This window comes from Agromyces sp. NPDC058110 (assembly GCF_042884735.1).
GTDB lineage: Bacteria > Actinomycetota > Actinomycetes > Actinomycetales > Microbacteriaceae > Agromyces.
In genome coordinates this window covers 249280-268942 of the sequence record NZ_JBHVTI010000005.1, presented here as the reverse complement: position 1 = coordinate 268942, position 19663 = coordinate 249280, and the positions used below count along the sequence as shown (strand labels likewise).

Below are 19663 nucleotides of genomic sequence, written 5' to 3'. Positions count from 1 at the left end.
GGCAGGCGCCCGCTACCGCCCCAGCCATCCCCCGTCGACCGGCAGCACGACGCCGTGCACGTAGGCAGCGTCGGGCGAGGCGAGGAACGCCGCGGCGCCCGCGATGTCGTCGGGCGTCGCCCAGCGGCCGGCCGGGATGCGCTCCGAGATCTGGCGGAACCGCACCTCGTCGGCCTGCAGGGCCTCGTTCATGTCGGTCGCCACGTACCCCGGCGCGACGGCGTTCACGTTCACCCCCGAAACGGCCCACTCGTTCGCGAGGGCCTTGGTGAGCTGGGCGATGCCGCCCTTGCTCGCGGCGTAGCCGGGCACGGTGAGCCCGCCCTGGAAACTCAGCAGCGACGCGACGAACACGACCTTGCCCGAGCCGCGCGCGACCATGCCGCGACCGAGCTCACGCGCGAGGATGAACGGCGAGCGCAGGTTCACGCCCAGCACGTCGTCGAAGTCGGCGGTCGGATGCTCCGCGGCGGGCGCCCGGCGGTTGATGCCCGCGGCCTGCACGAGCACGTCGGACACCCCGTGCCGCTCGGTGATCTGCGCCGCGAGCTCGAGCGCGGCATCGGGGTCGGCGAGGTCGGCGGCGAGGGGATCGAAGCGGCGGCCGAGCGCCGCGACCTCGGCCGCGACATCCGTCAGTCCCTCGATCGACGAGCCCACGCCGACGATGTCGGCGCCGTCGCGGGCGAGCCGCAGCGCGATCGCCCGGCCGATGCCTCGGCTCGCGCCGGTGACGACGGCGAGACGGGCACTGCCGGCCGCGCGTGCGCCGACAGCACCGGCAGAGGCAGCCGCGTCAGGAGCAGCGAGCGCAGAACCGCTCACGACCCGCTCCGCGGCGCCCCCATCGAGGCGGAGATCTCAGCGGCCGTCTCGACGATGCGCGGGCCGAGCTCGGTCGCGGCCTCGGGCATGATGCGCGTCGACGGTCCGGCGATGCTGACCGCGGCGATCGCGGTGCCCTGGAAGTCGAAGACCGGGGCGGCGAAGCCGCGGATGCCCTCACGGTTCTCCTGGTCGTCGATCGCGAACCCGCGCTCGCGCGTGGCGGCGAGGTCGTCGGCGAGCTGCGCCTCGGTGCGCAGCGTGTACGGCGTGCGCGCCTCGAGCGGGTGCGTGACGTGCGCCGAGCGCGCGCCCTCGGGCGTCCACGCGAGGATCGCCTTGCCGATGGCCGTGGCGTACGCGGGCACGGCCGTGCCGACGCGGCTGAACACGCGCACCGGGTGCGGGCTGTCGACGAGCTCGATGTAGACGACGTCGGTGCCGCTCAGCACGCCGAGGTGCGCAGTCTCCTGCGTCTGGTCGACGAGCGCGCGCATCGACGGCAGCGCCGCCCGGCGCAGGTCGAGCCGGTTCAGGTACTCGGAGCCGAGCTGCACGTTCGCGACGCCGAGCGTGTAGACGCCGAGCTCGTCGTCGTACCGCAGGAACTGGCGCGCCTCGAGCGTGCGCAGGATGCGCAGCGTCGTCGGCTTGGAGTACCCGAGAATGGCGCTGCACGCCGCGAGCGTGAGCCCGGGCGGCGGGCTCTCGGCGACCTGCAGCAGCACCTGGAGTGCGCGGTCCACGCTCTGCGTGCCGGCCGTGGCGCCGGCGTCGCGCCGGCCCTCCGACGTGTCGACCATCGAGGCATCCCTTTCGGTAATCAGTGGTGAGCGGATGTCGCAGGGTGGGTGGTGCCCCTACGCTAGCGGCAGCCCGTGCCGGGCGCGCGCCGCCTGTCGAGAACGTCAGGCGAGCGCGGTGACCGGGATCTGGTCCATGTCGGTGAAGGCCTGGTTCTCGCCGGCCATGACCCACACGAACGCGTAGTTCGTGGTGCCCGAGCCGAAGTGCACCGACCAGCTGGGGCTGATCACGGCGTCGCGGTCCTGCAGCACGAGCGTGCGGGTGTCGTCGGGCTCGCCCATGACGTGCTGGATGCGGTGCCCCTCGGGCAGTCCGAAGTAGAGGTAGATCTCGGTGCGGCGGTCGTGGGTGTGCGGCGGCATGCTGTTCCAGACGCTGCCCGACTCGAGCGAGGTGATGCCGAGCACGAGCTGATCGCTGCGCACGCCGTCGGTGTGGATGTGCTTGTGCACCGTGCGGCGGTTCGCCGTCGCGGCATCGCCGGTCTGCGTGGTGAGCGAGTCCTGCAGGCGCACGAGCGTGGTCGGGTAGCCGCTGAACGAGAGGGCCGACGCGAGGTAGAACGCGGCCTCTTCGCCGTCAGCGCCCACGGCGAACGTCACGCTGCGCGAACCCTGGCCCACGTAGAGGACGTCGCGGTGCTCGAGCGTGTACTCGACGCCGTCGACCGTGACAGTTCCGCGGGTGCCGATCTGCACGACTGCGAGCTCGCGGCGGTCGCAGAACCGCTCGCTGCGGAGGGCATCGGGCGCCTCGAGCTCGATAGGCGCGCCGGCGAGCGGCACGACGCCGCCGATGACCATGCGGTCCTCGTGGGTGTAGACGAGCACCTGCTCGCCGGGCACGAAGAGCGCGTCGGCGACGAAGCGCTCGCGCAGTGCGCTCTTGTCGAGCCCGGCGACGTCGTCGGGGTGTGAGGCGTGTCGGATCTGCATGTGTGGTGCTCCAGCTTTCAGTGGTTCGCGGTCAGGAGGTGGTCTTGGTCGATGTCGGCGAGCGGATGCCGCGGGCCGGTGCGGGCGGCCGGGTGAACCCGCTAGTGGATGACGTTGGTCGGCTCGCCGGCGGCGAACGCGAGGATGTTCTCGGCCGCGAGGCGGAACACGTCGTCGGCCTCGTCGGTGTGGAACCCGATGTGCGGGGTGAGCACGACGTTGCTCGCGATCGCGGGCAGGCCGTCGGTCGCGGGCGGCTCCTCGGTGAACACGTCGATGCCGGCACCGAAGATGCGGCCGGCGTCGAGCAGCTCGTCGAGGGCCTCGCCGTCGACGACCTCGGCGCGGGCGGTGTTCACGAAGATCGCGTCGGCGCGGAGGCGCGCGAGCAGGTCGCGGCTCACGAGCCGGTCGGTCTCGGGCGAGTGGGTGAGGTGCACCGAGACGACGCGCGAGGTCTCGAAGAGCTCCTCGAGGCTCACCTGCTCGGCACCGAGGGCGGCACTGCGTGCGGGGTCGACGGTACGGCTCCAGTAGACCGGCTCCATGCCGAGGCCCTTCGCCAGCCGGATGACCCGGCCGCCGATCGCGCCGGCGCCCACGACGCCGATGCGCGAACCCGCGAGCTTCAGGCCCTGGTTCTTGGCCCAGGCGCCCGAGCGCACGATGCCGTCGCCCTCGACCACGCGGCGGGCGACCGCGAACATGAGCGCGATGGCGTGCTCGGCGACGCTCTGGCTGGCGAAGTCGGGCACGTTCGTCACGGTCACGCCCGCGCGCTCGGCCTCATTCATGTCGACGAAGCGGCGCGCGCCCGTGCCGACGAAGCTCACGAGCCTCAGGCTCGGCGTCTGCTCGAGCAGGCCGGTGGGCAGCGGGCCCTGGTCGCCGATGATGTAGAGCCCGTCGAAGCCCTGGGCCGCGGCGATCGCCTCCTCGGGGCGGTCGAAGCGCCCGCCGTCGATCCAGGCGAACTCGTGGCCCGCGGCGCGCAGCGGCGCCACGACGTCGCGTTCGACGATCTCGCGGTACTGGTCTTCGGTGTCGATGCAGACGATGCGCATCAGCGGGGCTCCTTCGTCGGGGTGGTGCGGTGGTTCGATCGGATGCCGCGGCCACGGGCGTGCGGCCGCGGCATCCATTCGACTGGTGATTCGGGCGTTACTCGCCCAGCCAGCGGTTGAACTGGTCGAGCACGTCGTCGATGTTCTCGGAGTAGTAGCCGACGTCCTGCTTGATCGAGTTGGTGACGTTGTCGCCGATGGGCAAGAACTGCTGCACGTCCGCGGGGAAGGCCGAGGGCTCGAGGCCGACGACCGACGCGGGGATCGGGGTCGGCACCTTGCTCGCGAACGCGATCTGGCCGTCGGTGTTCTCGATGACGTTCTTCAGGAGTTCCTGCGCGGCGGCGCCGTTCGGGGCGTCAGCGGGAATGGCCCAGACGGAGTTCGAGTAGCCGGCCTGGTTCCACGTGATCGACGCCGGGAACCCGTTCTCGGATGCCGCGACGAACGCGCGGTTCGCCCAGAGGATGCCGATGTCGCACGAGCCGTTCTCGAGGGACTCGATCGACTGGGCGCCGCTCGTCCACCAGGTGATGTCGGACTTGATCTCGTCGAGCTTGCCGAGCGCGCGGTCGACGTCGAGCGGGTAGAGCTCGTCGGGTGCGACGCCGTCGGCGAGCAGGGCGGCCTCGAGGGTCCAGCCGTACTGCGGGTTGTTGAAGAAGCAGCGCTTGCCGGGGAACGTCTCGAGGTCCCACAGGTCGGCCATCTCGGAGGGCTTCTCGTCGGGGTAGGCCTCGTCGTCCCACGTGAGCACCATGCCGAACGTGCCGACCTCGATGCCGTAGTCGTTGTAGGTGCCCTCGACGAGCTTGTCGACGGGCACGACCGAGGTGTCGATCTTCGCGAGGTAGCCCTCGTCGGCGGCCTTCTCGGCGTCGTTGACGGTGGGCAGGAACGCGAGGCTCCACGGCATCTGACCGGCTTCGGCCGACGCGAAGAACTTGGTCGCGGCCTCGTTGTAGTCGTCGGTCACGGTGACGCCGGTGTCGGCGGTGAAGTCGGCGAAGAGGGTCGAGTTCAGCTCCTCCCACACCTGGCCTCCGCTGGTGTCGTAGAAGAGGATGTCGCCGCTGAGGGTGCCGTCCTCGGCGGGGGCGTCGCTTCCGGTGGAAGAACACGAGGTGAGGGCGATCGCCGAGGCGAGGGTCGCGGCTCCTGCGAGGAGGAGGCGGTGACGTCGGATGGTACTCATTGCTGCTCCTTGGGGTTCTCGTGGTGCTGGGTGGTGGTGCGTGCTGTGGTGCTGGATGGTGCGTGCTGTGGTGCGGTCCTTGCCGGGTGGTGCGTGTTTCTCGAGGTGATGCAGGTGGGTCGGATGCCGCGTGCCGACGTCGTGCGCCGGCCCGCGCGTTATTCGGCCGCGACGAGCGCGACCTCGCCGGGCCGCACGAGCAGCGAGACGCGCTCGCCGACGACGGGCACGGGGGCCGAGGGGTCGAGGTCGGCGGCGCAGGCGATGCCGTCGGCGTCGAGGTGGATGCTGCGACGCTGGCCGAGGAAGCGCACCTCGGTGACGGTCGCGTCGGCGAGGCGTTCGAGCCCTGCGGGTACGGCGGCGGCAGCGCCAGCCGCACCGGCCGCGCCGGCGTCGGCCGCTCCCGCGCCGGCCGCCCCGAAGACCAACTGCTCGGGCCGAACCGAGCAAACGACGTCTTCGCCGGTGATCGCCGCGTTCGTGCGGGCGACCAGGTCGTGCTCGCCGACGCGCACGAGCGACTTCGCGCCATCCACTCCGGTGAGTCGCCCCGGGAAGAGGTTCGTCTTGCCGAGGAACTTCGCGACGAACAGGTCCTTGGGCTCGCGGTAGAGCTGCTCGGGGGTGCCGAGCTGCACGATGCGGCCGTCGCGCATGACGCCCATGCGGTCGGAGAGGATGAACGCCTCCTCCTGGTCGTGCGTGACGTAGACGGCGGTGGTGTTCGACTCCTGCTGGATGCGACGCACCTCGGCGCCGAGCTCCTCGCGGAGTCCGCGGTCGAGCGCGCCGAGCGGCTCGTCGAGCAGCAGCACCCGGGGGTTCTGCGCGAGCGCACGGCCGAGGGCGACGCGCTGCTGCTGGCCGCCGCTGAGCTGCGAGGGGTAGCGGTCGGCGTACCCGCCGAGTGCGACGAGCTCGACCATCTCGGCGACGCGCTTCGCCCGCTTCGCGGCCGGCATCTTGCGCACCTTGAGCCCGTACTCGATGTTCTCGGCCACTGTGAGGTGCGGGAACAGCGCGTAGTTCTGGAACACGAACCCGATGTCGCGCTTCTGGGTGGGCGTTCGCGTGACATCCGTGCCGTCGATGTGGAGGCTGCCGCGCGCCGGGTCGAGCAGGCCCGCGATGATGCGGAGCAGGGTCGTCTTGCCCGAGCCGCTGGGGCCGAGCAGGGTGAAGAACTCGCCGGCGTGCACGTGCAGGTCGGTGTCGGCGAGCGCGGGCACGCCGTTGTAGTCGAGGCCGATGTCGTTGACGACGACCTCGCCGCGGCGCTGGCCGGCGATCGGGGTTGCGGATGTGCTGGTCATGGGTGCCTTGCGTTCGGCGCCGCGGGTGCGGCGGTCGGTCGAGAGGGTCATGGCTTCTCCTGTCGGGCGGAGCGGCGGGTCGTCGCACGGTTCGTCGCACGGTTCGTCACGCTCCGCACGACGACGATGAGCACGACGACGAGCACCAGCAGTGAGGCGACAGCGGGAACCGTGGGCACGATGCCGCTCTCGAGGTACTTGTAGATGGTCACGGGCAGGGTCTTGGTGGGCCCGGTCTGGATGAAGAGGGCGAGCACGACCTCGTCCCACGAGGTGACGAACGCGATGGCGAAGGCGCCGACGACGCTCGGCATGATGCCGCGCACGACGATGGTCCAGAACGCGCGGGGGCGCGAGGCGCCGAGCGTCCAGGCGGCTGCCTCGATGCCGCGGTCGGCCGAGCTCATGGCCGCGCTGATCAGGGCGTAGCTCAGCGGGAACGCGATGATCGTGTGCGCCAGGATCAGGCCGAACACCGAGCCCGTGAGCCCCAGCTTCAGCTGCACGTCGAACATGCCGATCGCGAGCAGGATCGCCGGGGTCACGATGGGCGCGAACGCGAGGCCGCCGATGAGCGCCTTGCCGGTGGTCGAGGTCATGCGGCTCGTCGTGCGGGCGAGGATGAGCGCCATGCCGACCGAGAGCACCGCGGTGCCGATCGCGACGGTGATGCTCTGCATGATGGGCCCGAGCCAGGTCTGGCTCGTGAACACCTCGCCGAACCAGCGCAGCGTGAACCCGCGCGGCGGGAAGACGACGGTGCCGGTCTCGCCGACCGCGAGCGGGAACACGAAGAGCACCGGAATCACGAGGAACGCGATGGTGATGACGCTCACGATGGCCGACACGACCATCCACGGCGACCACTTGAACGGCAGCGCGGTGCTGACGCCCTTGGCCTGCGCGGAGCCGATGCCGCCGGGCTGGAAGGAGCCCGCGACCTTCACGACGCCGACGTAGCAGATGATCGTCGCGACGAGCAGGAGGATGCCCATGGCGCTCGCGATGCCCCACTGGTACACGTCGATCTGCTGCTGGATGTAGACCGAGATGGTCTGCTCCTGCGGGCCGCCGAGAATCGCCGGCACGAGGAAGAAGCTGAGCCCGAGGATGAACACGAGCAGCGCGCCGCTCACGATCGATCCGCGCACCATGGGCAGGTAGACGGTGAAGAAGGTGCGCACCGACGACGCCCCCATGGTGCGGGCCGCGAGCACGAGGTTGTCGTCGACCGAGGTCATGCCCGCGTAGAGCACGAGCACCATGTAGGGCAGCAGGTACATGACGGTGCCGACGAGCGTTCCCGCCTGCGTATAGAGGAGGGATGTCTCGCCGAAGCCGAGTGCGATGCTCAGCTGGTTGACGATGCCGTTGGGGCTGAGGATCGACGTGACCGCGAACAGGCGCACGACGATCGACACCCAGAACGGCACGAGGATGAGGAGCAGCAGTAGGCCCGCCGTGCGCTTCGAGAGCCGCGAGATGAAGTACGCGGTCGGGAAGGCGAGCAGCACGGTCAGCAGCGTCGAGTTGATCGCGAGCAGCACCGTGCGCCACTCGATGCGCAGCAGGAAGTCGTCGACGAAGATCTTCTGGTAGTTCGAGAAGTCGATCACGGGCGCTGCCGCGTCGAACTTGCCGTCGGGGCTCAGCGATCGCAGCAGCACGCTGACGATGGGCCAGACGAAGAAGACCAGGTAGATCGCGACGACGGGGGCGAGCAGCGCGACGCGGGCGGCGATGGCCGCGATGCGTCGCTTGATGACCGGGTCGGCGTTGATCGCCAGGGGGGTCGTCGGGGTGGGGGCGTCGGTCGCGGTCATGTCAGCTCCTCTCGGTTCGGTTCGTTCTCAGGTTGGGGATTGAAGATCGGATCAGGCCGATTCGGGCCGTTTCCGGCCAGCGTTGGATCTTGAAACACCGTACCGAAATCGCGTTTCGGTCAGATGTCGGCGGTGTTCCCCAGAGTTTCGGATGCCTCGGAGGCGGCTGCGACGTCGGCAGCCGGCGCCGCGGCATCCGTTGTTCCGGCCGTTCCGCGCGCCGCGACGGGCGCGTCGTAGATCGTGTAGACCTTGCGCACGGTCGCCGTGACCCGCCAGATACCCGACCAGCCGGGCTCGAGCGCGAGCACCGTGCCGGGCGCGATGCGCGTGACCGACCCGTCGGCGTGCGTGATCGAGCCCTCGCCCGAGAGGAACTGCATGACCTCGCCCATGGCCGGCTTCGTCGAGGCGAACTCCCCGGGCGTGACCTCCCACACGCCGACCTCGAGGCCGTCGCGCACGGCGAGCACGTGCTCGGCGGTCTGCGGGTCGCCCGCGATCACCCGGGCGGGTGCGCCGGTCGGCTCGAGCTTGAGATCCCGCAGGTCGGCGGGCGAGTAGTCGGCGGCGAAGCTGGGGGTGCTCATGCGTGCTCCAGGGCGTCAGGGGTGGTGGTCTCAAACGGCGCGCCCGCGGCATCCGCGAGCTGTTGACGATTGACGAGCGAGGGGATGTCGCGCCCGCGCAGCACCGCCGCGCAGCGTTCGGCGAGGCGCGAGCGCAGGCGCTGCTCGGAGGCCTCGGAGTACCACGCGAGGTGGTTCGTGATGATCGTGTTCGGCGCGGCGAGCAGCGGATCGTCGGCCGCGGGCGGCTCGGTCTCGAGCACGTCGAGGGCGGCGAACGCGAGACGCCCGTCGTGCAGGGCCGCGGCGAGCGCGGCGCCGTCGACGAGACCGCCGCGCGAGACGTTCACGAGCGTCGCGGTCGGCTTCATGCGCGCGATGGCGTCGGCGCCGATGAGGTGGTGCGTCTCGGCCGTCAGCGGAAGGTGCAGGCTCACGACGTCGCCCTCGGCGAGCGCGGTGCCGAGGTCGACGAGCTCGACGCCCTCGATGGCGCCGGCGTACGGGTCGTGCGCGATGATGCGTCCGACGAACGGACGCATGAGCCGAATGACCTCGCGCCCGATGCGCCCCACCCCGATGAGCGAGAGCGTCGCCGCCGACAGCGGGGCGATGGGCCGCAGCTGCGCCCAGTCGGCCCACTCGCCGCGGCGCACGAGCGCGTCGGCGGCGGTGATGCGCCGGTTCGCGTCGAGCATGAGGGCGGCCGCGTGCGTCGCGACCTCCTCCTCGCAGTAGTCGGGCACGTTCACCACGGCGATCCCCCGAGCGGATGCCGCGGCCAGATCGATCGTGTCGACCCCCACGCCGTACCGGCCGATGACCTTCCACGTCGGGTTCGCGTCCATGACCTCGGCCGTGATGTCGGCGTACTGCACGAGCACGCCGTCGGCGGGGGTGATGTTGGCCTGCTCATCGCTCTCGGCGCGCGCATCGCGGGCGTCGCGAACGCGCACATCGACGGATGCCGCGGCCGCCGCTTCGACGTCAAAACTGCCGTACGACGAGTCGAGCACCTCGAGCAGCGGCTGCCCGCTGTCTACGTCCTGCATCCCGGCCACTCGACCACCACTCCCTCGTCGTTGCGATTTTTGGAATGGTATTCCAAATTCTTCGCAGCGCACAAGAGTCACCGGATAAGACAGGACAACTGGTCCGGTTCGCGACAGCTCACCTGACCCGTGGGCATATCTGTACAGAAATATGTACAGGTTGAGTAGAATCACTCCATGCCTCACCCAGCTGATCGCACCGCGGCGCCACCCGAAGTGATGCCGGTCGCCGAAGCCCGTGCTGGGCTCTCAAGCCTGCTGCGACGGTTCCGCGCCGATGACGCAGCCTCCCCCGTGGTGATCGGCTCGCACCGCAAGCCCGAGGCAGTGCTCGTACCGTTCTCGACCTACGAGTCCCTCACCACCCGACGGACTGGGTACGTCGATCTCATCCTGCGCGACACTCCCCTGCTCGACGAGGTTCGGTCGCGGAAGCGACTCATCGAACGCCTCGCCCGCGCGAACCGCGTGGGGCGTGTGCAGGTGTTCGGGTCGGTCGCGCGCGGCGAGGCGACCGCCGACAGCGACATCGACTTCCTGGTCGCCCCCGACGACGACGCATCCCTCTTCGACCTCGCCCAGTTCGAGTCCGACCTCGAGGCCTTGTTCGGTCGAGAGGTCGATGTGGTCTCCCGGCGCGCACTCGACGACGCACGCGACGCCGAGCTGCTCGCGTCAGCCGTCGACCTGTGAAGCCCTCCGACCGCGTCGCCCGCTGGGTCGGCGACCTCGAGTCGACGCTCGATGCAGCGGCCCTACTCGTCGATCGCGGACGCGACGAGTTCGACCTCGACCCCGCTCTGCCGTTCGCCTTCGAGGCGCTCTGCAATCGAGTCGGCGATCTCGCGAAGCGCTTGGTCGCCGCAGACCCGAACCGCTTCGCCGACCCGATCTGGTCGCAGGCCGCCCGGAACCGCGACTTCGTGGTGCACCATTACGACCGCCTCGATGCCGACGCCCTCTGGAACACGGTGTCGCGGAGCTTCCCCGAACTCCGAGCATCACTTGCCACGACCGGCATGGTCTAAGCGCGTCGCGCCCGCTCTTCTCTGCGGCGGCCGCCAGCGAGCTGACGGCGAACGCAGCGGGTAGTGCTGTCGTCAGACCTCAACCGCTGGAAAGACTCGCAGCGGCCAATCCGAACGTTGGTCCCTCGCTATGCCGATGCGGAGATCGAGTAGCTGGCGGCCGACCGCTGACCCACACTCGGCCCATCACGGCGCCTCGCACGGCGATCGCCGTGCGAGGCGTGCTGCATATCGAGCTGCGCGACGCGGCGCCGCACCAGGGTGAGCACGGCCGCGACATGGCGGCGGCGCTCCACGGCGAGATGGCCGGCGACCTCGAGCGCCCGCGCGCGCTCTGCGACCGAGCGCATGCGAGTCAGGGTGTCGCGGCGGAACGCCTGGAACGCGTCGTCGGGGCGGGCTGCGAGGCGCTCGAAGCGATCGTCGATGATCGCCAGGCGGAGCTCGAGCGCCTGCACATCGGCGAAGAACTGCTCGCGGTCGGCGGCCGAGAGCATGCCACGCGCGCCGATACGTGCACCCGGCCCGCCGGGCAAGCCCGAGTTGCTGTGCGTCGTGCGCGGACCGCGATCGGTATGTTCGAGCGGAACGTGCATGCCCGCGGTGATCGGAGAGTCGAAGCCCATGTCGGTGCTCCTCGGAGACTCCAGCCGTGGCCGAAGATTCCGACCATAGGGGGTACCGCCGACATTCGCACGTTTCCGGTCGCCGAGGAACATGTGCCCCCTTGTGGGGTGGCAACCGACGGAGTCGCCGATCAACATGCATTTCCGGACGCCGGTTTCGGCCACTGAAACGCGAGCAACTCGTCCCGCGTCGGTCGCGCTCACTAGCGTTGGTCGGCTGTCGACTCGACGGCGGCGCCCGGCACCAGGGCGCCCCTCCCACAGCGAACGGACGCGAACATGATCGACACCACGAACACTCCCAGCGGCGGTACGCCCGACGGCCTGGCCCCCGCCGACTGGTACCCCGACGGCAACGGCGGCATGCGGTACTGGGACGGCTCCGCCTGGACCCAGCACACGGCGCCCGCGTCCGACGGGCAGCCCGGCGCACCCGCCGAGCAGGATGGCGCGCCCATGGCCTCCGCCGCCACGACGACCGCCACGACCGACGCGCCCGACCCCGCAGGCGCGCCCGCCGCGGCATCCGGCAAGTCCTTCATCGCGACCTGGCTGTTCGCGCTCTTCCTCGGCGTCCTCGGCGTCGACCGGTTCTACCTCGGCAAGATCGGCACGGCCATCGCGAAGCTGCTCACGCTCGGCGGCCTCGGCATCTGGGTGCTCGTCGACCTGATCCTCGTGCTCGCCGGCGTGCAGCGCGACAAGGCCGGCCGCCCGCTCGACGGGTACGCGAAGCACCGCACGATGGCCTGGATCGTCACCGCCGTCGTGCTCGTCATCTCGCTTTTCGCCAACATCGCCAACGGCGTGAACGCGGCGAACCGCGCAGCCGACGCGGTGCGGTCCGAGACCGTCGCGGGTGCGGCATCCGAGGCAGACGAAGACAGCGAAGCGGATGCCGCAGCCACACCCGAGGCCGAAGACCCCGCCGCCGCGGTGCAGGACCTCGCCGTCGTCGAGACTGCCTTCGGCAAGGACGTCGACTCCGACATGTGGTGGTACGCCGTCGTGCTCGAGAACCCGAACGCCGACTACGTGTTCCCCTCGGCGTCGTTCACGGTCGAGGCCGTCGATGCGAGCGGCGTGATCCTCGACTCGGGATACGAGTTCGCGACCGTGCTGCAGGGCAAGAGCGTGATCGTCGGCAACTTCGTCTCGGTCGGCTCGGGCACCATCGCGAAGCTCGACGTCCGCGGCCCGACCGCTGCGGCGGCAACCTCCTCGCCCGCCGCCGAGACCGGCTCGTTCGCGGTCTCCGACATCGCGACCGCGGAGGAGTACGGATGGCTCACGGTGACCGGCAAGGTCACCTCCGCGTTCAGCGAGGACCAGGACCTCGTGAAGGTCTCGGTCATCGCGCGGGATGCCGCGGGCACCATCGTCGGCAGCGACTTCACGTTCATCGACCGCCTGCCCGCCGGCGGCACGGCGCAGTTCGAGTCGCCCCTGTGGAAGGCCGAAAGCCTGCCGGGCGGGGTGACGTTCGAGGCGTACGCGGGGCTGTGACCTTTCGGGGCCGGGGCGATCCGTCCCGGCCCTCGCATTTCGGCACTCTTCCGCCGGTACGCTGACAGGGTTCCGGCCATCAACTGAAGGAAACGCAGACGTATGGACGTGCAGGAGACCCGCCTCCAACAGGTACTCGAGGGATCGAAGCAGTATCGCGTGCCGCTCTACCAGCGGCCGTACTCTTGGACGACCAAGCAGCTCGACCGCCTGTGGAGCGACATCGTCGAGCTCGCCGAGCATCGGATCGATTCACCGCACGCTACGCACTTCACAGGTTCACTCGTGCTGTCGTTGGGGCAGGTCGGCCCGAGCGGTAGCGAGTTCCTGGTCGTCGATGGACAGCAGCGCCTCACGACACTCACGCTGCTCATCTGCGCGCTCCGCGATCACTACGCGGAGGTCGAGCCCGACGCTCCCGAGAAGATGGCGCGCCTCGAAGAGTCGTATCTGATCGACCGCTTCAAGAGTGGCGACGATCGCCTCAAGCTGCTGCCCACCCAGGCCGATCGCGATGCATACCGTTCGATAATCAGCCGCAATGTCGATGGCGCACCGCAGTCCGGAATCCTCGAGGCGTATCGATTCTTCCGAACTCGAATTCACCAGGCGGATGCCCCCGACGACCCTCACGACATCGACCGCATCGAATCCGCTGTTCTGAACGGCCTCGTCTTCGTCTCGATCACTGCGAAGGGCGACGACAACGTCTATCGGATCTTCGAGTCACTGAACAACACGGGTCTGAAGCTGACGCAGGGCGACTTGCTTCGCAACTACTTGTTCATGCGGCTCGGTGGCCGCGGCGAGGAGATCTACGACAGCTGGTGGTTGCCGATGCAGCGAACCTTGTCGCCCTCCGACCTCGAGACCCTATTCTGGATCGACTTGATCTGGCGCAACCCCATCGCGAAGCAGGGTGACATCTACACCCTCCAGGTCGAGCGCATGCGGGATCTCGACGACGACGAGATCGTCGCCGAGGTTCGACGTTTCGGCGAACTCGCGAAACTCTTCAGCCTCATCCGACGACCCGACGGCGAGGCCGACCAACACGTTCGCGCCCAGCTACTGCGATTCCAGCAATGGCGCCTCGCCGCAGCGGAACCGCTCATGTTGCACCTGCTCCGGCTGCGTGCAGATGGCAGTCTCGACGACTCGAGCCTGGCTGCCGCGTTGCATCTCATCGAGTCGTTCATGGTGCGGCGCTTGGTCGTCGGAGCATCGACGAGCGCGATCTCCCGCATCCTCTACACCGCACCTGGCGAGGTGGGCGAAGAGGACGCGGTGGCATCGCTTCACGCATATCTTTCGCGCGGCCGGAAATTCTTCGCGACCGACGCGCAGATCGCCGATGCCGTCGTCACGAAGCCCTTCTACTATCAGGGGCGCTCGAGCCAGCGGAAGACTCTTCTCTCCTGGCTCGAGCAGGCGACGCCGCTCCAGTACGGCGATCGCCAGCTCGTAGGAAAAGAGCAGGTAGAGCTCGAGAATTTGACGATCGAGCACATCATGCCCCAGTCGATCAGCGCCGCCTGGCGCCAGTCTCTGGAGGTCGACCTCGGCGACTTCGACAGCGCCGACGAGGTGCAGGAAGAGTACCTCCACACCTTGGCGAACCTCACACTCACCGGGTACAACTCCGAGTTGAGCAACCACCCATTCGAGCAGAAACGCGAGCTCCTCACAGCTTCGGGAATTCGTTTGAATGCCGAGGTCGCCATGCACGATCGTTGGGGCCGGGCGGAGATCCTCGGCCGCGGAGCGGTCCTCGCAAAGCGCATCGCGCAAACCTGGATAGGACCTCTCGACGATACCGACGTGAGCGACGCGGGCGTGACATGGAAGGTCGCGCTCGACGCGATAGATGCGATTCCGGCTGGCCGCTGGGCTAGCTACGGGGATGTTGCGGCCGTAGCAGGTACGCATCCGGTTCCGCTCGGCGCGTTTCTCTCGAGCACGGTCGTACCGAATGCGTACCGGGTCTTGAAGCGTCGGGGGATGATCGCCCCGAGCTTCGTCTGGGCGGAGCAGAGCCCTAATGCAGGTCTCGACCCGATGGAATTGCTCCAATCCGAGGGAATCGAGTTCAACTCCAGCCGGCGAGCTTCGCAGAAGCAGCGGATGTCGGTCTCCGAACTCGCGGAGGCAATCGGGCTCATGGTCCGCTCAGATGTCGACCCGCTCCAAGACGAATCCGAAAGCCGGTACACCTTCCTCGAAGCCGTCACCCTGGAACTCACGCCGTCGACCGCGAACGGCGTCAATGCCTTGCTCGACTCATGGGAGTCGATGGGGGGCCGTGTCGAGTACAACGCGGATGGTACCTCTTGCCACTTCATCGCCCCCGCCTCGAGCGCGAGGCAGAAGCCGACCAAACCGATCATCATGTACGCGATCGGCAAGATCGAGTTCCCGTTCGCGACGCTCGAGAACCGACCGCCGTTCGACGAGCCGGAGTTGCGCGAGGGTTATAAGGCACGACTCAATGCGGCCCGGCTCGTCGACTTGACCGGCGACATCTCAGCGCTGCGCTACCCGTCAGCACCGCTCTCGGCTCTGGAAAGCACTGCGATGCGCGACTCGGTCGCCGATGTGCTCACCTGGTTCCTGAGCGAGCTCGACAGGTACGACGCTGAGTACGCGACCGCCGACCCGGTTGGCGCAATCTGATCAGTTAGTCGAACCAGAGGGAGACGTGGGGGCGGTGGAGTGACCGCCCGCGCCCTTCGCCGAGGTCACTCTGCGGCTTGATCGGTGATGTCCATCTTGGTACCGAGCACTGCGGCAGCTGCAACCACCACGACGCCGACGACCATCCCGACGACCTTCAGCGTGTGCAATCCGAACGCTTTGTGCTCGGTGTCCTTCTGGGATTCGTCATCGACCGCCGACTTCAGCATCTCGAGGATCCTGAAGCGGTCCTCTCCGGTGAGTTCACCCCGATCGAGCTCGGTAGTGAGGGCGCGCCGATACTCGGCGAAGGCTTTGTGCACCTTCTTCTGGCTCTTCCAGTTCGCGCTGAGCACGCCCTCGGCCTGACGCTGAACCTGGTCGAGAGAATCAAGCACGAGAGACTTGAAGTCCGGGAACTGCTCGATGATCTTGAGTGCGACTTCTTTGCTCATGTTCGGCATCTCGGAAACGAAGGAGAGCACCTTCTCCTTGGAGAGGTTTCTCCATGAGTCGATGCCCATCCGCCGCTTGACGTCGTCCTCGTTGATGATCTCCATCGAGCCCCTACTCCGATTCGCCGAACTTCCATCTTCGGGCACGGACATTGACTCGCGTAGTTCGCCGATACCCCCCGATCGAGGCTCATCCCGCCCGCGCTGATCGGGGTCGACGAAGGACCCGCCCCTTACGGTTGCAGCAGGGGCGAAGGCTCGCCCTTCCACGTCACCACGAGCACATCGCGGGCACGGCTCGCGGCGACGTAGAGCAGCGATCGCTCGCGGAGCAGCGCGTCTTCGTGCTCCTCGGGCGGGAGCTTCTGCAGCGCGTGCGCGGCCGGCATGACCCCATCCGAAACGTCGAAGAGCACGACGCGATTGAACTCCATGCCCTTCGCAGTGTGCATCGTGAGCGCCACCGGTCGATCGCCGTCGCGCTGGGCCGACTTTATGTGGTTGAGCACGATCCCGTGGCGATTGAGGCCGTCGCGGGCGGCGGCGGCTCGATCGTTGGTTCGAGCGAGCACGGCGATCCCGGCGGGCTCCACCCCTTCGTCGATCCACGAGGTGATGAGCTCGGCGATGTGCTGCACCTGGGCGTCGTCGTCAGCACCGGCGAACGACGACGGCGTCGGTCCGCGACGAGCGGACCGGTAGCCTCCGGTGCCTTCGCCTTCGTTCTCGCTGTCGGAGTACTCGCCGCCATCGAGCACTCCGAGGGCGTACTTCAGGTTCTGCTCGGTCGTGCGGTAGTTGAGCGTCAGTCGACGTGATCGACCGACGATTCGGATGCCGTAACGAGCGAGCACGACATGCTGCCCGTAGATGCGCTGGTGGGTGTCCTCGGCGATGAAGAGATCGTCTTCACCGGGCGCGGCCAATGCTCGGAGGAACTGCCAGTGCGCCGGGCTGAGGTCCTGGCCCTCATCGACCAGCACATGGCCGACTTTCACGCCGACGGCGGAACCGGCTTCATCGAGCCAGGCAGCGGCGATCGCGGCCTGTTCGGCCCAACTCACCGTGCCCGCCTGCCGCGCGTTCGCCCGATACGCCTCGACGACCTTCCACACTTCGACACGCTTCTGCCGGTCGAGCGCCACCCCGCGCCCGGGGCGTCGCACCGAGAAGTACTCGTCGGCCTCGGATACCCGGGCCGGCAGGATGACCTGCAGGTATTCCTGCTCGAAGAACGCCGGGTGAGCGATCGAGTCCGGAAGCGACGGCGCGACCGCTGCGAGCGCGGATGCCCACCCGTCGTCGTTCGACGTCACCTGCGAGACCTTGCCGCACCGTGTCCCGAAGATCGCCGCCGAAGCTGCCGCGAAACCGTCTCCCGCCTTGAACCGAACCGCCGTCGCGAGCTGGTCCACTCCGCGAACGAGGATTCCGGGCTTGCCGAGCGCTTCGGAGATCGGCGCAGACGGGTCGAGCGCATGCAGATCGCTCTTGAGGTTCTCGGCGAGGGCGCGAGTGAACGTGGTCAGGACGACGGTCGAACCAGCATCGACTTCGGCGAGGTGCCGTGCTCGGTGCAGCAGAACCACGGTCTTGCCCGTGCCCGCGCCGCCGGTGAGGCGGAACGGTCCGTTCCAGTGGCCCATCGCGTACCGCTGCTGCTCCGGATGAAGGAACACCCGCCACGCCCCGAGGTTGCCTTCCTCGATGATCCGCTGGAGCGACTCGTCGCTTTCGATGTAGGTGAACTGCATCTTGGCGGCCGGGTGTGCGAGCGCACGCAGGATCCGGTCGTCTTCGGTGAGATCGTGGTCGGCATCGTCTGCCGGGCGCGTTCCGATCGCGAGTTCTTCGCGGATCTTCTCGAGCGGGTCTCCCACTGCCAGAGCGAGCGCCGCGTGCTGCTGCCAGGCGTTCGGAAAGTCGTCCACCAGCGCGAGAACCTCGTCGCCGGAGGTCGCCGCCAGCAGCAGGCGCGCCGATCGTTCGTCGAACCCGAGCACGTCGGTCAGATCCGCGGATGAGTAATTGTGCTCGGTCTCGAGATATGAAACGGATGCCGCAGCCGGCCCCTCGTAGAGCACCTGCGTCGGGAGCGCCGGCAGGGAGACATCCACGAACTCCGCGATGCCGTTGACGGGATTGCCCTCGAGCCGTCGGGTCTTGGCGAGCATGTTGCCCTCGTCGTGCGGCCAGGTGCCCGCGTACACGTAGGTGCGCACGCCGTCGCTCGTGTCGAAGCGGAACAGAACGGCCCTCCACCCCTGCGTGACGCGCCCGGTTCGGGCTCGCGGGTCGGCGGCGTCCGTCATCGGCTTGATGCGCAAACCGTCGGCAGTGTCGTCCTTGCGGAGCTTGTTGATGAAGGCGATCTCGCGCTTCTGCACAGCGGCATCGAGTTCCGGCGCCTTCAGCCCCTTGATGTCGGACCAGAGCACATTGGGCATCGCGCGGGCACCTTCGTTCGGCGGGGGCTGTGCCGCCATCGTATCGGGCAGGTCCGACCGTGCTCGGCGTTGCTCGAGAGCAGAAGGGCTAACGTTGAATCTCGTGAGGATCGCCACGAGCATCGAGCCCGAGCACCCGCTGCGGGCTGCGATCCGACCCGATTTCGAATCGGGCGAACGCCGGTTGCGGCTGGTCGATCTGTTCGCCGGATGCGGCGGCATCACGCTCGGCATCGCACAGGCGGCCCGGGCGAATGAGTTCGCGCTCGAGATCGCGCTCGCCGTCGATTTCGAGTCGGAAGCGACTGATGCGTACAGCCGCAATTTCGCTTCGGCGCAGCGAGTCGCCCACGCGTCTGTCGAGGAATTCTTCGACGGTGACCTCGGCGCCGAGGCGACCCTGGCGGAGCGTCGGACCGCGAACGAGCTCGGCGAAAACGGTGGGATCGACATCCTCGTGGGCGGCCCGCCCTGCCAGGGCCACAGCAACCTGAACAACCACACGCGTCGCGTCGACGGCAAGAACGCGCTCTACCTGCGCATGGTTCGTGCGGCTGAGATCCTCGCACCCGAGGTCGTACTGATCGAGAACGTGCCCGCAGTGCTCCGCGATCGCCACGACGGCGAGGGAGTCGTGGCCCGCGCCGAGCGCCACCTCCAGAAGCTCGGCTACCAGGTCGATCACCGCGTCGTCTCGGCCGAGACGTTGGGCGTCGCCCAGACCCGCCGCCGCCACATCCTGCTCGCGACCAAGGCCGGCCATGTCGACCCGGCGACCATCTTCGAAAACCTCGAAAGCAACCAGATCCGCCACGACCTGCAGTGGGCGATCGGCGATCTCGTCGACATCGCCAGCGCCGAGCCTCGTGACCGCGCCCCTCAGGCGAAAGCCGACAACCTCGCACGCATGCAGTGGTTGCTCGCCAACGACGAGTACGACCTCCCGAACGAGCACCGGCCGAAGTGCCACCAGGGCACGCACAGCTACAAGTCGATGTACGGACGCCTGCGCTGGGATCAGCCGGCACAAACCATCACGAGCGGGTTCGGCAGCATCGGCCAGGGTCGGTTCATGCACCCCGACCTGCCTCGTGCGCTCACGGCGCACGAAGCGGCACGCATCCAGGGCTTCCCCGACTATTTCGACTTCTCGAGCTGCTCGACGCGCGCCGCGCTCGCGACGATGATCGGAAATGCAGTGCCCCCACAACTGGGCACAGCGGTCGTTTCTGCTCTGTTCGAGGCGGGTGCATTCGGCAGTATGGAAGGTGTTCTACCCTCGTCGGCACTCGCGTAGCCCGTCGGTACCGAGCAACACCATCACCACGGGCTGAGGAGAATC

Annotated in this window: 17 protein-coding genes; 5 read left to right on the top strand and 12 right to left on the bottom strand. The window is 68.3% G+C overall.

Annotated features, from left to right (window positions below; translation table 11 throughout):
* Positions 1-12: 12 nt before the first annotated feature.
* The 9 genes from ACFVS8_RS13945 to ACFVS8_RS13905 all read right to left on the bottom strand — a co-directional run bounded on the left by ACFVS8_RS13945 (position 13) and on the right by ACFVS8_RS13905 (position 9586).
* The gene (locus tag ACFVS8_RS13945; protein ID WP_387063255.1) at positions 13-825 is read right to left on the bottom strand and encodes an SDR family oxidoreductase; all 813 of its coding nucleotides are present in this window, start codon (positions 823-825) and stop codon (positions 13-15) included.
* Positions 822-1628: an IclR family transcriptional regulator gene (locus ACFVS8_RS13940; protein ID WP_387063252.1), complete on the bottom strand. Its 807-nt coding sequence runs from the start codon at positions 1626-1628 to the stop codon at positions 822-824. The genes ACFVS8_RS13945 and ACFVS8_RS13940 overlap by 4 nt, the downstream gene beginning before the upstream one ends.
* A 105-nt stretch (positions 1629-1733) precedes the next feature.
* Entirely contained in the window at positions 1734-2567 is an 834-nt protein-coding gene (gene kduI, locus ACFVS8_RS13935; protein ID WP_387063249.1) for a 5-dehydro-4-deoxy-D-glucuronate isomerase, read from the bottom strand.
* Between the two features lie 101 nt (positions 2568-2668).
* Complete coding sequence (locus ACFVS8_RS13930) at positions 2669-3631, bottom strand: 2-hydroxyacid dehydrogenase (protein ID WP_387063247.1); 963 nt, start codon at positions 3629-3631, stop codon at positions 2669-2671.
* 97 nt (positions 3632-3728) lie between these two features.
* The gene (locus ACFVS8_RS13925; RefSeq protein WP_387063244.1) at positions 3729-4826 is read right to left on the bottom strand and encodes an extracellular solute-binding protein; all 1098 of its coding nucleotides are present in this window, start codon (positions 4824-4826) and stop codon (positions 3729-3731) included.
* A 158-nt stretch (positions 4827-4984) separates the two neighbouring features.
* Complete coding sequence (locus tag ACFVS8_RS13920; RefSeq protein ID WP_387063242.1) at positions 4985-6193, bottom strand: ABC transporter ATP-binding protein; 1209 nt, start codon at positions 6191-6193, stop codon at positions 4985-4987.
* Entirely contained in the window at positions 6190-7965 is a 1776-nt protein-coding gene (locus tag ACFVS8_RS13915; RefSeq protein ID WP_387063239.1) for an ABC transporter permease, read from the bottom strand. Before ACFVS8_RS13915 ends, ACFVS8_RS13920 begins: the two co-directional genes overlap by 4 nt.
* Before the next feature lie 119 nt (positions 7966-8084).
* Positions 8085-8555, bottom strand: a complete 471-nt coding sequence (locus tag ACFVS8_RS13910; protein WP_387063236.1) for a cupin domain-containing protein — start codon at positions 8553-8555, stop codon at positions 8085-8087.
* The gene (locus ACFVS8_RS13905) at positions 8552-9586 is read right to left on the bottom strand and encodes a C-terminal binding protein (protein WP_387063234.1); all 1035 of its coding nucleotides are present in this window, start codon (positions 9584-9586) and stop codon (positions 8552-8554) included. The genes ACFVS8_RS13910 and ACFVS8_RS13905 overlap by 4 nt, the downstream gene beginning before the upstream one ends.
* 177 nt (positions 9587-9763) lie before the next feature.
* On the opposite strand from ACFVS8_RS13905, the gene ACFVS8_RS13900 reads away from it, so the two are divergent.
* Both ACFVS8_RS13900 and ACFVS8_RS13895 read left to right on the top strand, forming a co-directional pair.
* The gene (locus ACFVS8_RS13900; protein ID WP_387063231.1) at positions 9764-10279 is read left to right on the top strand and encodes a nucleotidyltransferase domain-containing protein; all 516 of its coding nucleotides are present in this window, start codon (positions 9764-9766) and stop codon (positions 10277-10279) included.
* A complete protein-coding gene (locus ACFVS8_RS13895; RefSeq protein ID WP_387063228.1) occupies positions 10276-10614 on the top strand; it encodes a DUF86 domain-containing protein in 339 nt (112 codons plus the stop codon). The genes ACFVS8_RS13900 and ACFVS8_RS13895 overlap by 4 nt, the downstream gene beginning before the upstream one ends.
* A gap of 128 nt (positions 10615-10742) precedes the next feature.
* Here ACFVS8_RS13895 and ACFVS8_RS13890 read toward each other — a convergent pair whose 3' ends face one another.
* A complete protein-coding gene (locus ACFVS8_RS13890; protein ID WP_387063225.1) occupies positions 10743-11333 on the bottom strand; it encodes a hypothetical protein in 591 nt (196 codons plus the stop codon).
* A 186-nt stretch (positions 11334-11519) separates the two neighbouring features.
* Here ACFVS8_RS13890 and ACFVS8_RS13885 point away from each other — a divergent pair, with 186 nt between their 5' ends.
* Positions 11520-12746 carry an NINE protein gene (locus tag ACFVS8_RS13885; protein WP_387063222.1) on the top strand — a complete coding sequence of 409 codons (1227 nt, stop codon included), beginning with the start codon at positions 11520-11522 and terminating at the stop codon, positions 12744-12746.
* Positions 12747-12848: 102 nt separating this feature from the next.
* Complete coding sequence (locus ACFVS8_RS13880; protein ID WP_387063219.1) at positions 12849-15419, top strand: DUF262 domain-containing protein; 2571 nt, start codon at positions 12849-12851, stop codon at positions 15417-15419.
* 65 nt (positions 15420-15484) lie between these two features.
* On the opposite strand, the gene ACFVS8_RS13875 is transcribed toward ACFVS8_RS13880, so the two are convergent.
* Complete coding sequence (locus ACFVS8_RS13875) at positions 15485-15979, bottom strand: hypothetical protein (protein WP_387063216.1); 495 nt, start codon at positions 15977-15979, stop codon at positions 15485-15487.
* A 128-nt stretch (positions 15980-16107) separates the two neighbouring features.
* The gene (locus ACFVS8_RS13870; RefSeq protein ID WP_387063213.1) at positions 16108-18438 is read right to left on the bottom strand and encodes a 3'-5' exonuclease; all 2331 of its coding nucleotides are present in this window, start codon (positions 18436-18438) and stop codon (positions 16108-16110) included.
* Between ACFVS8_RS13870 and ACFVS8_RS13865 the strand changes: the two genes are divergently transcribed.
* Positions 18425-19618 carry a DNA cytosine methyltransferase gene (locus ACFVS8_RS13865; protein WP_387063210.1) on the top strand — a complete coding sequence of 398 codons (1194 nt, stop codon included), beginning with the start codon at positions 18425-18427 and terminating at the stop codon, positions 19616-19618. The two genes, ACFVS8_RS13870 and ACFVS8_RS13865, sit on opposite strands and share 14 nt — an antisense overlap.
* Positions 19619-19663 lie beyond the last annotated feature (45 nt).

Bases quoted from the DNA above. Each gene is read 5' to 3' on its own strand.
- ACFVS8_RS13940 (WP_387063252.1), bottom strand. From the start codon at position 1,628: ATGGTCGACACGTCGGAGGGCCGGCGCGACGCCGGCGCCACGGCCGGC.
- kduI (WP_387063249.1), bottom strand. From the start codon at position 2,567: ATGCAGATCCGACACGCCTCACACCCCGACGACGTCGCCGGGCTCGAC.
- ACFVS8_RS13930 (WP_387063247.1), bottom strand. From the start codon at position 3,631: ATGCGCATCGTCTGCATCGACACCGAAGACCAGTACCGCGAGATCGTC.
- ACFVS8_RS13925 (WP_387063244.1), bottom strand. From the start codon at position 4,826: ATGAGTACCATCCGACGTCACCGCCTCCTCCTCGCAGGAGCCGCGACC.
- ACFVS8_RS13920 (WP_387063242.1), bottom strand. From the start codon at position 6,193: ATGACCCTCTCGACCGACCGCCGCACCCGCGGCGCCGAACGCAAGGCA.
- ACFVS8_RS13915 (WP_387063239.1), bottom strand. From the start codon at position 7,965: ATGACCGCGACCGACGCCCCCACCCCGACGACCCCCCTGGCGATCAAC.
- ACFVS8_RS13910 (WP_387063236.1), bottom strand. From the start codon at position 8,555: ATGAGCACCCCCAGCTTCGCCGCCGACTACTCGCCCGCCGACCTGCGG.
- ACFVS8_RS13905 (WP_387063234.1), bottom strand. From the start codon at position 9,586: ATGCAGGACGTAGACAGCGGGCAGCCGCTGCTCGAGGTGCTCGACTCG.
- ACFVS8_RS13900 (WP_387063231.1), top strand. From the start codon at position 9,764: ATGCCTCACCCAGCTGATCGCACCGCGGCGCCACCCGAAGTGATGCCG.
- ACFVS8_RS13890 (WP_387063225.1), bottom strand. From the start codon at position 11,333: ATGTTCCTCGGCGACCGGAAACGTGCGAATGTCGGCGGTACCCCCTAT.
- ACFVS8_RS13885 (WP_387063222.1), top strand. From the start codon at position 11,520: ATGATCGACACCACGAACACTCCCAGCGGCGGTACGCCCGACGGCCTG.
- ACFVS8_RS13880 (WP_387063219.1), top strand. From the start codon at position 12,849: ATGGACGTGCAGGAGACCCGCCTCCAACAGGTACTCGAGGGATCGAAG.
- ACFVS8_RS13875 (WP_387063216.1), bottom strand. From the start codon at position 15,979: ATGGAGATCATCAACGAGGACGACGTCAAGCGGCGGATGGGCATCGAC.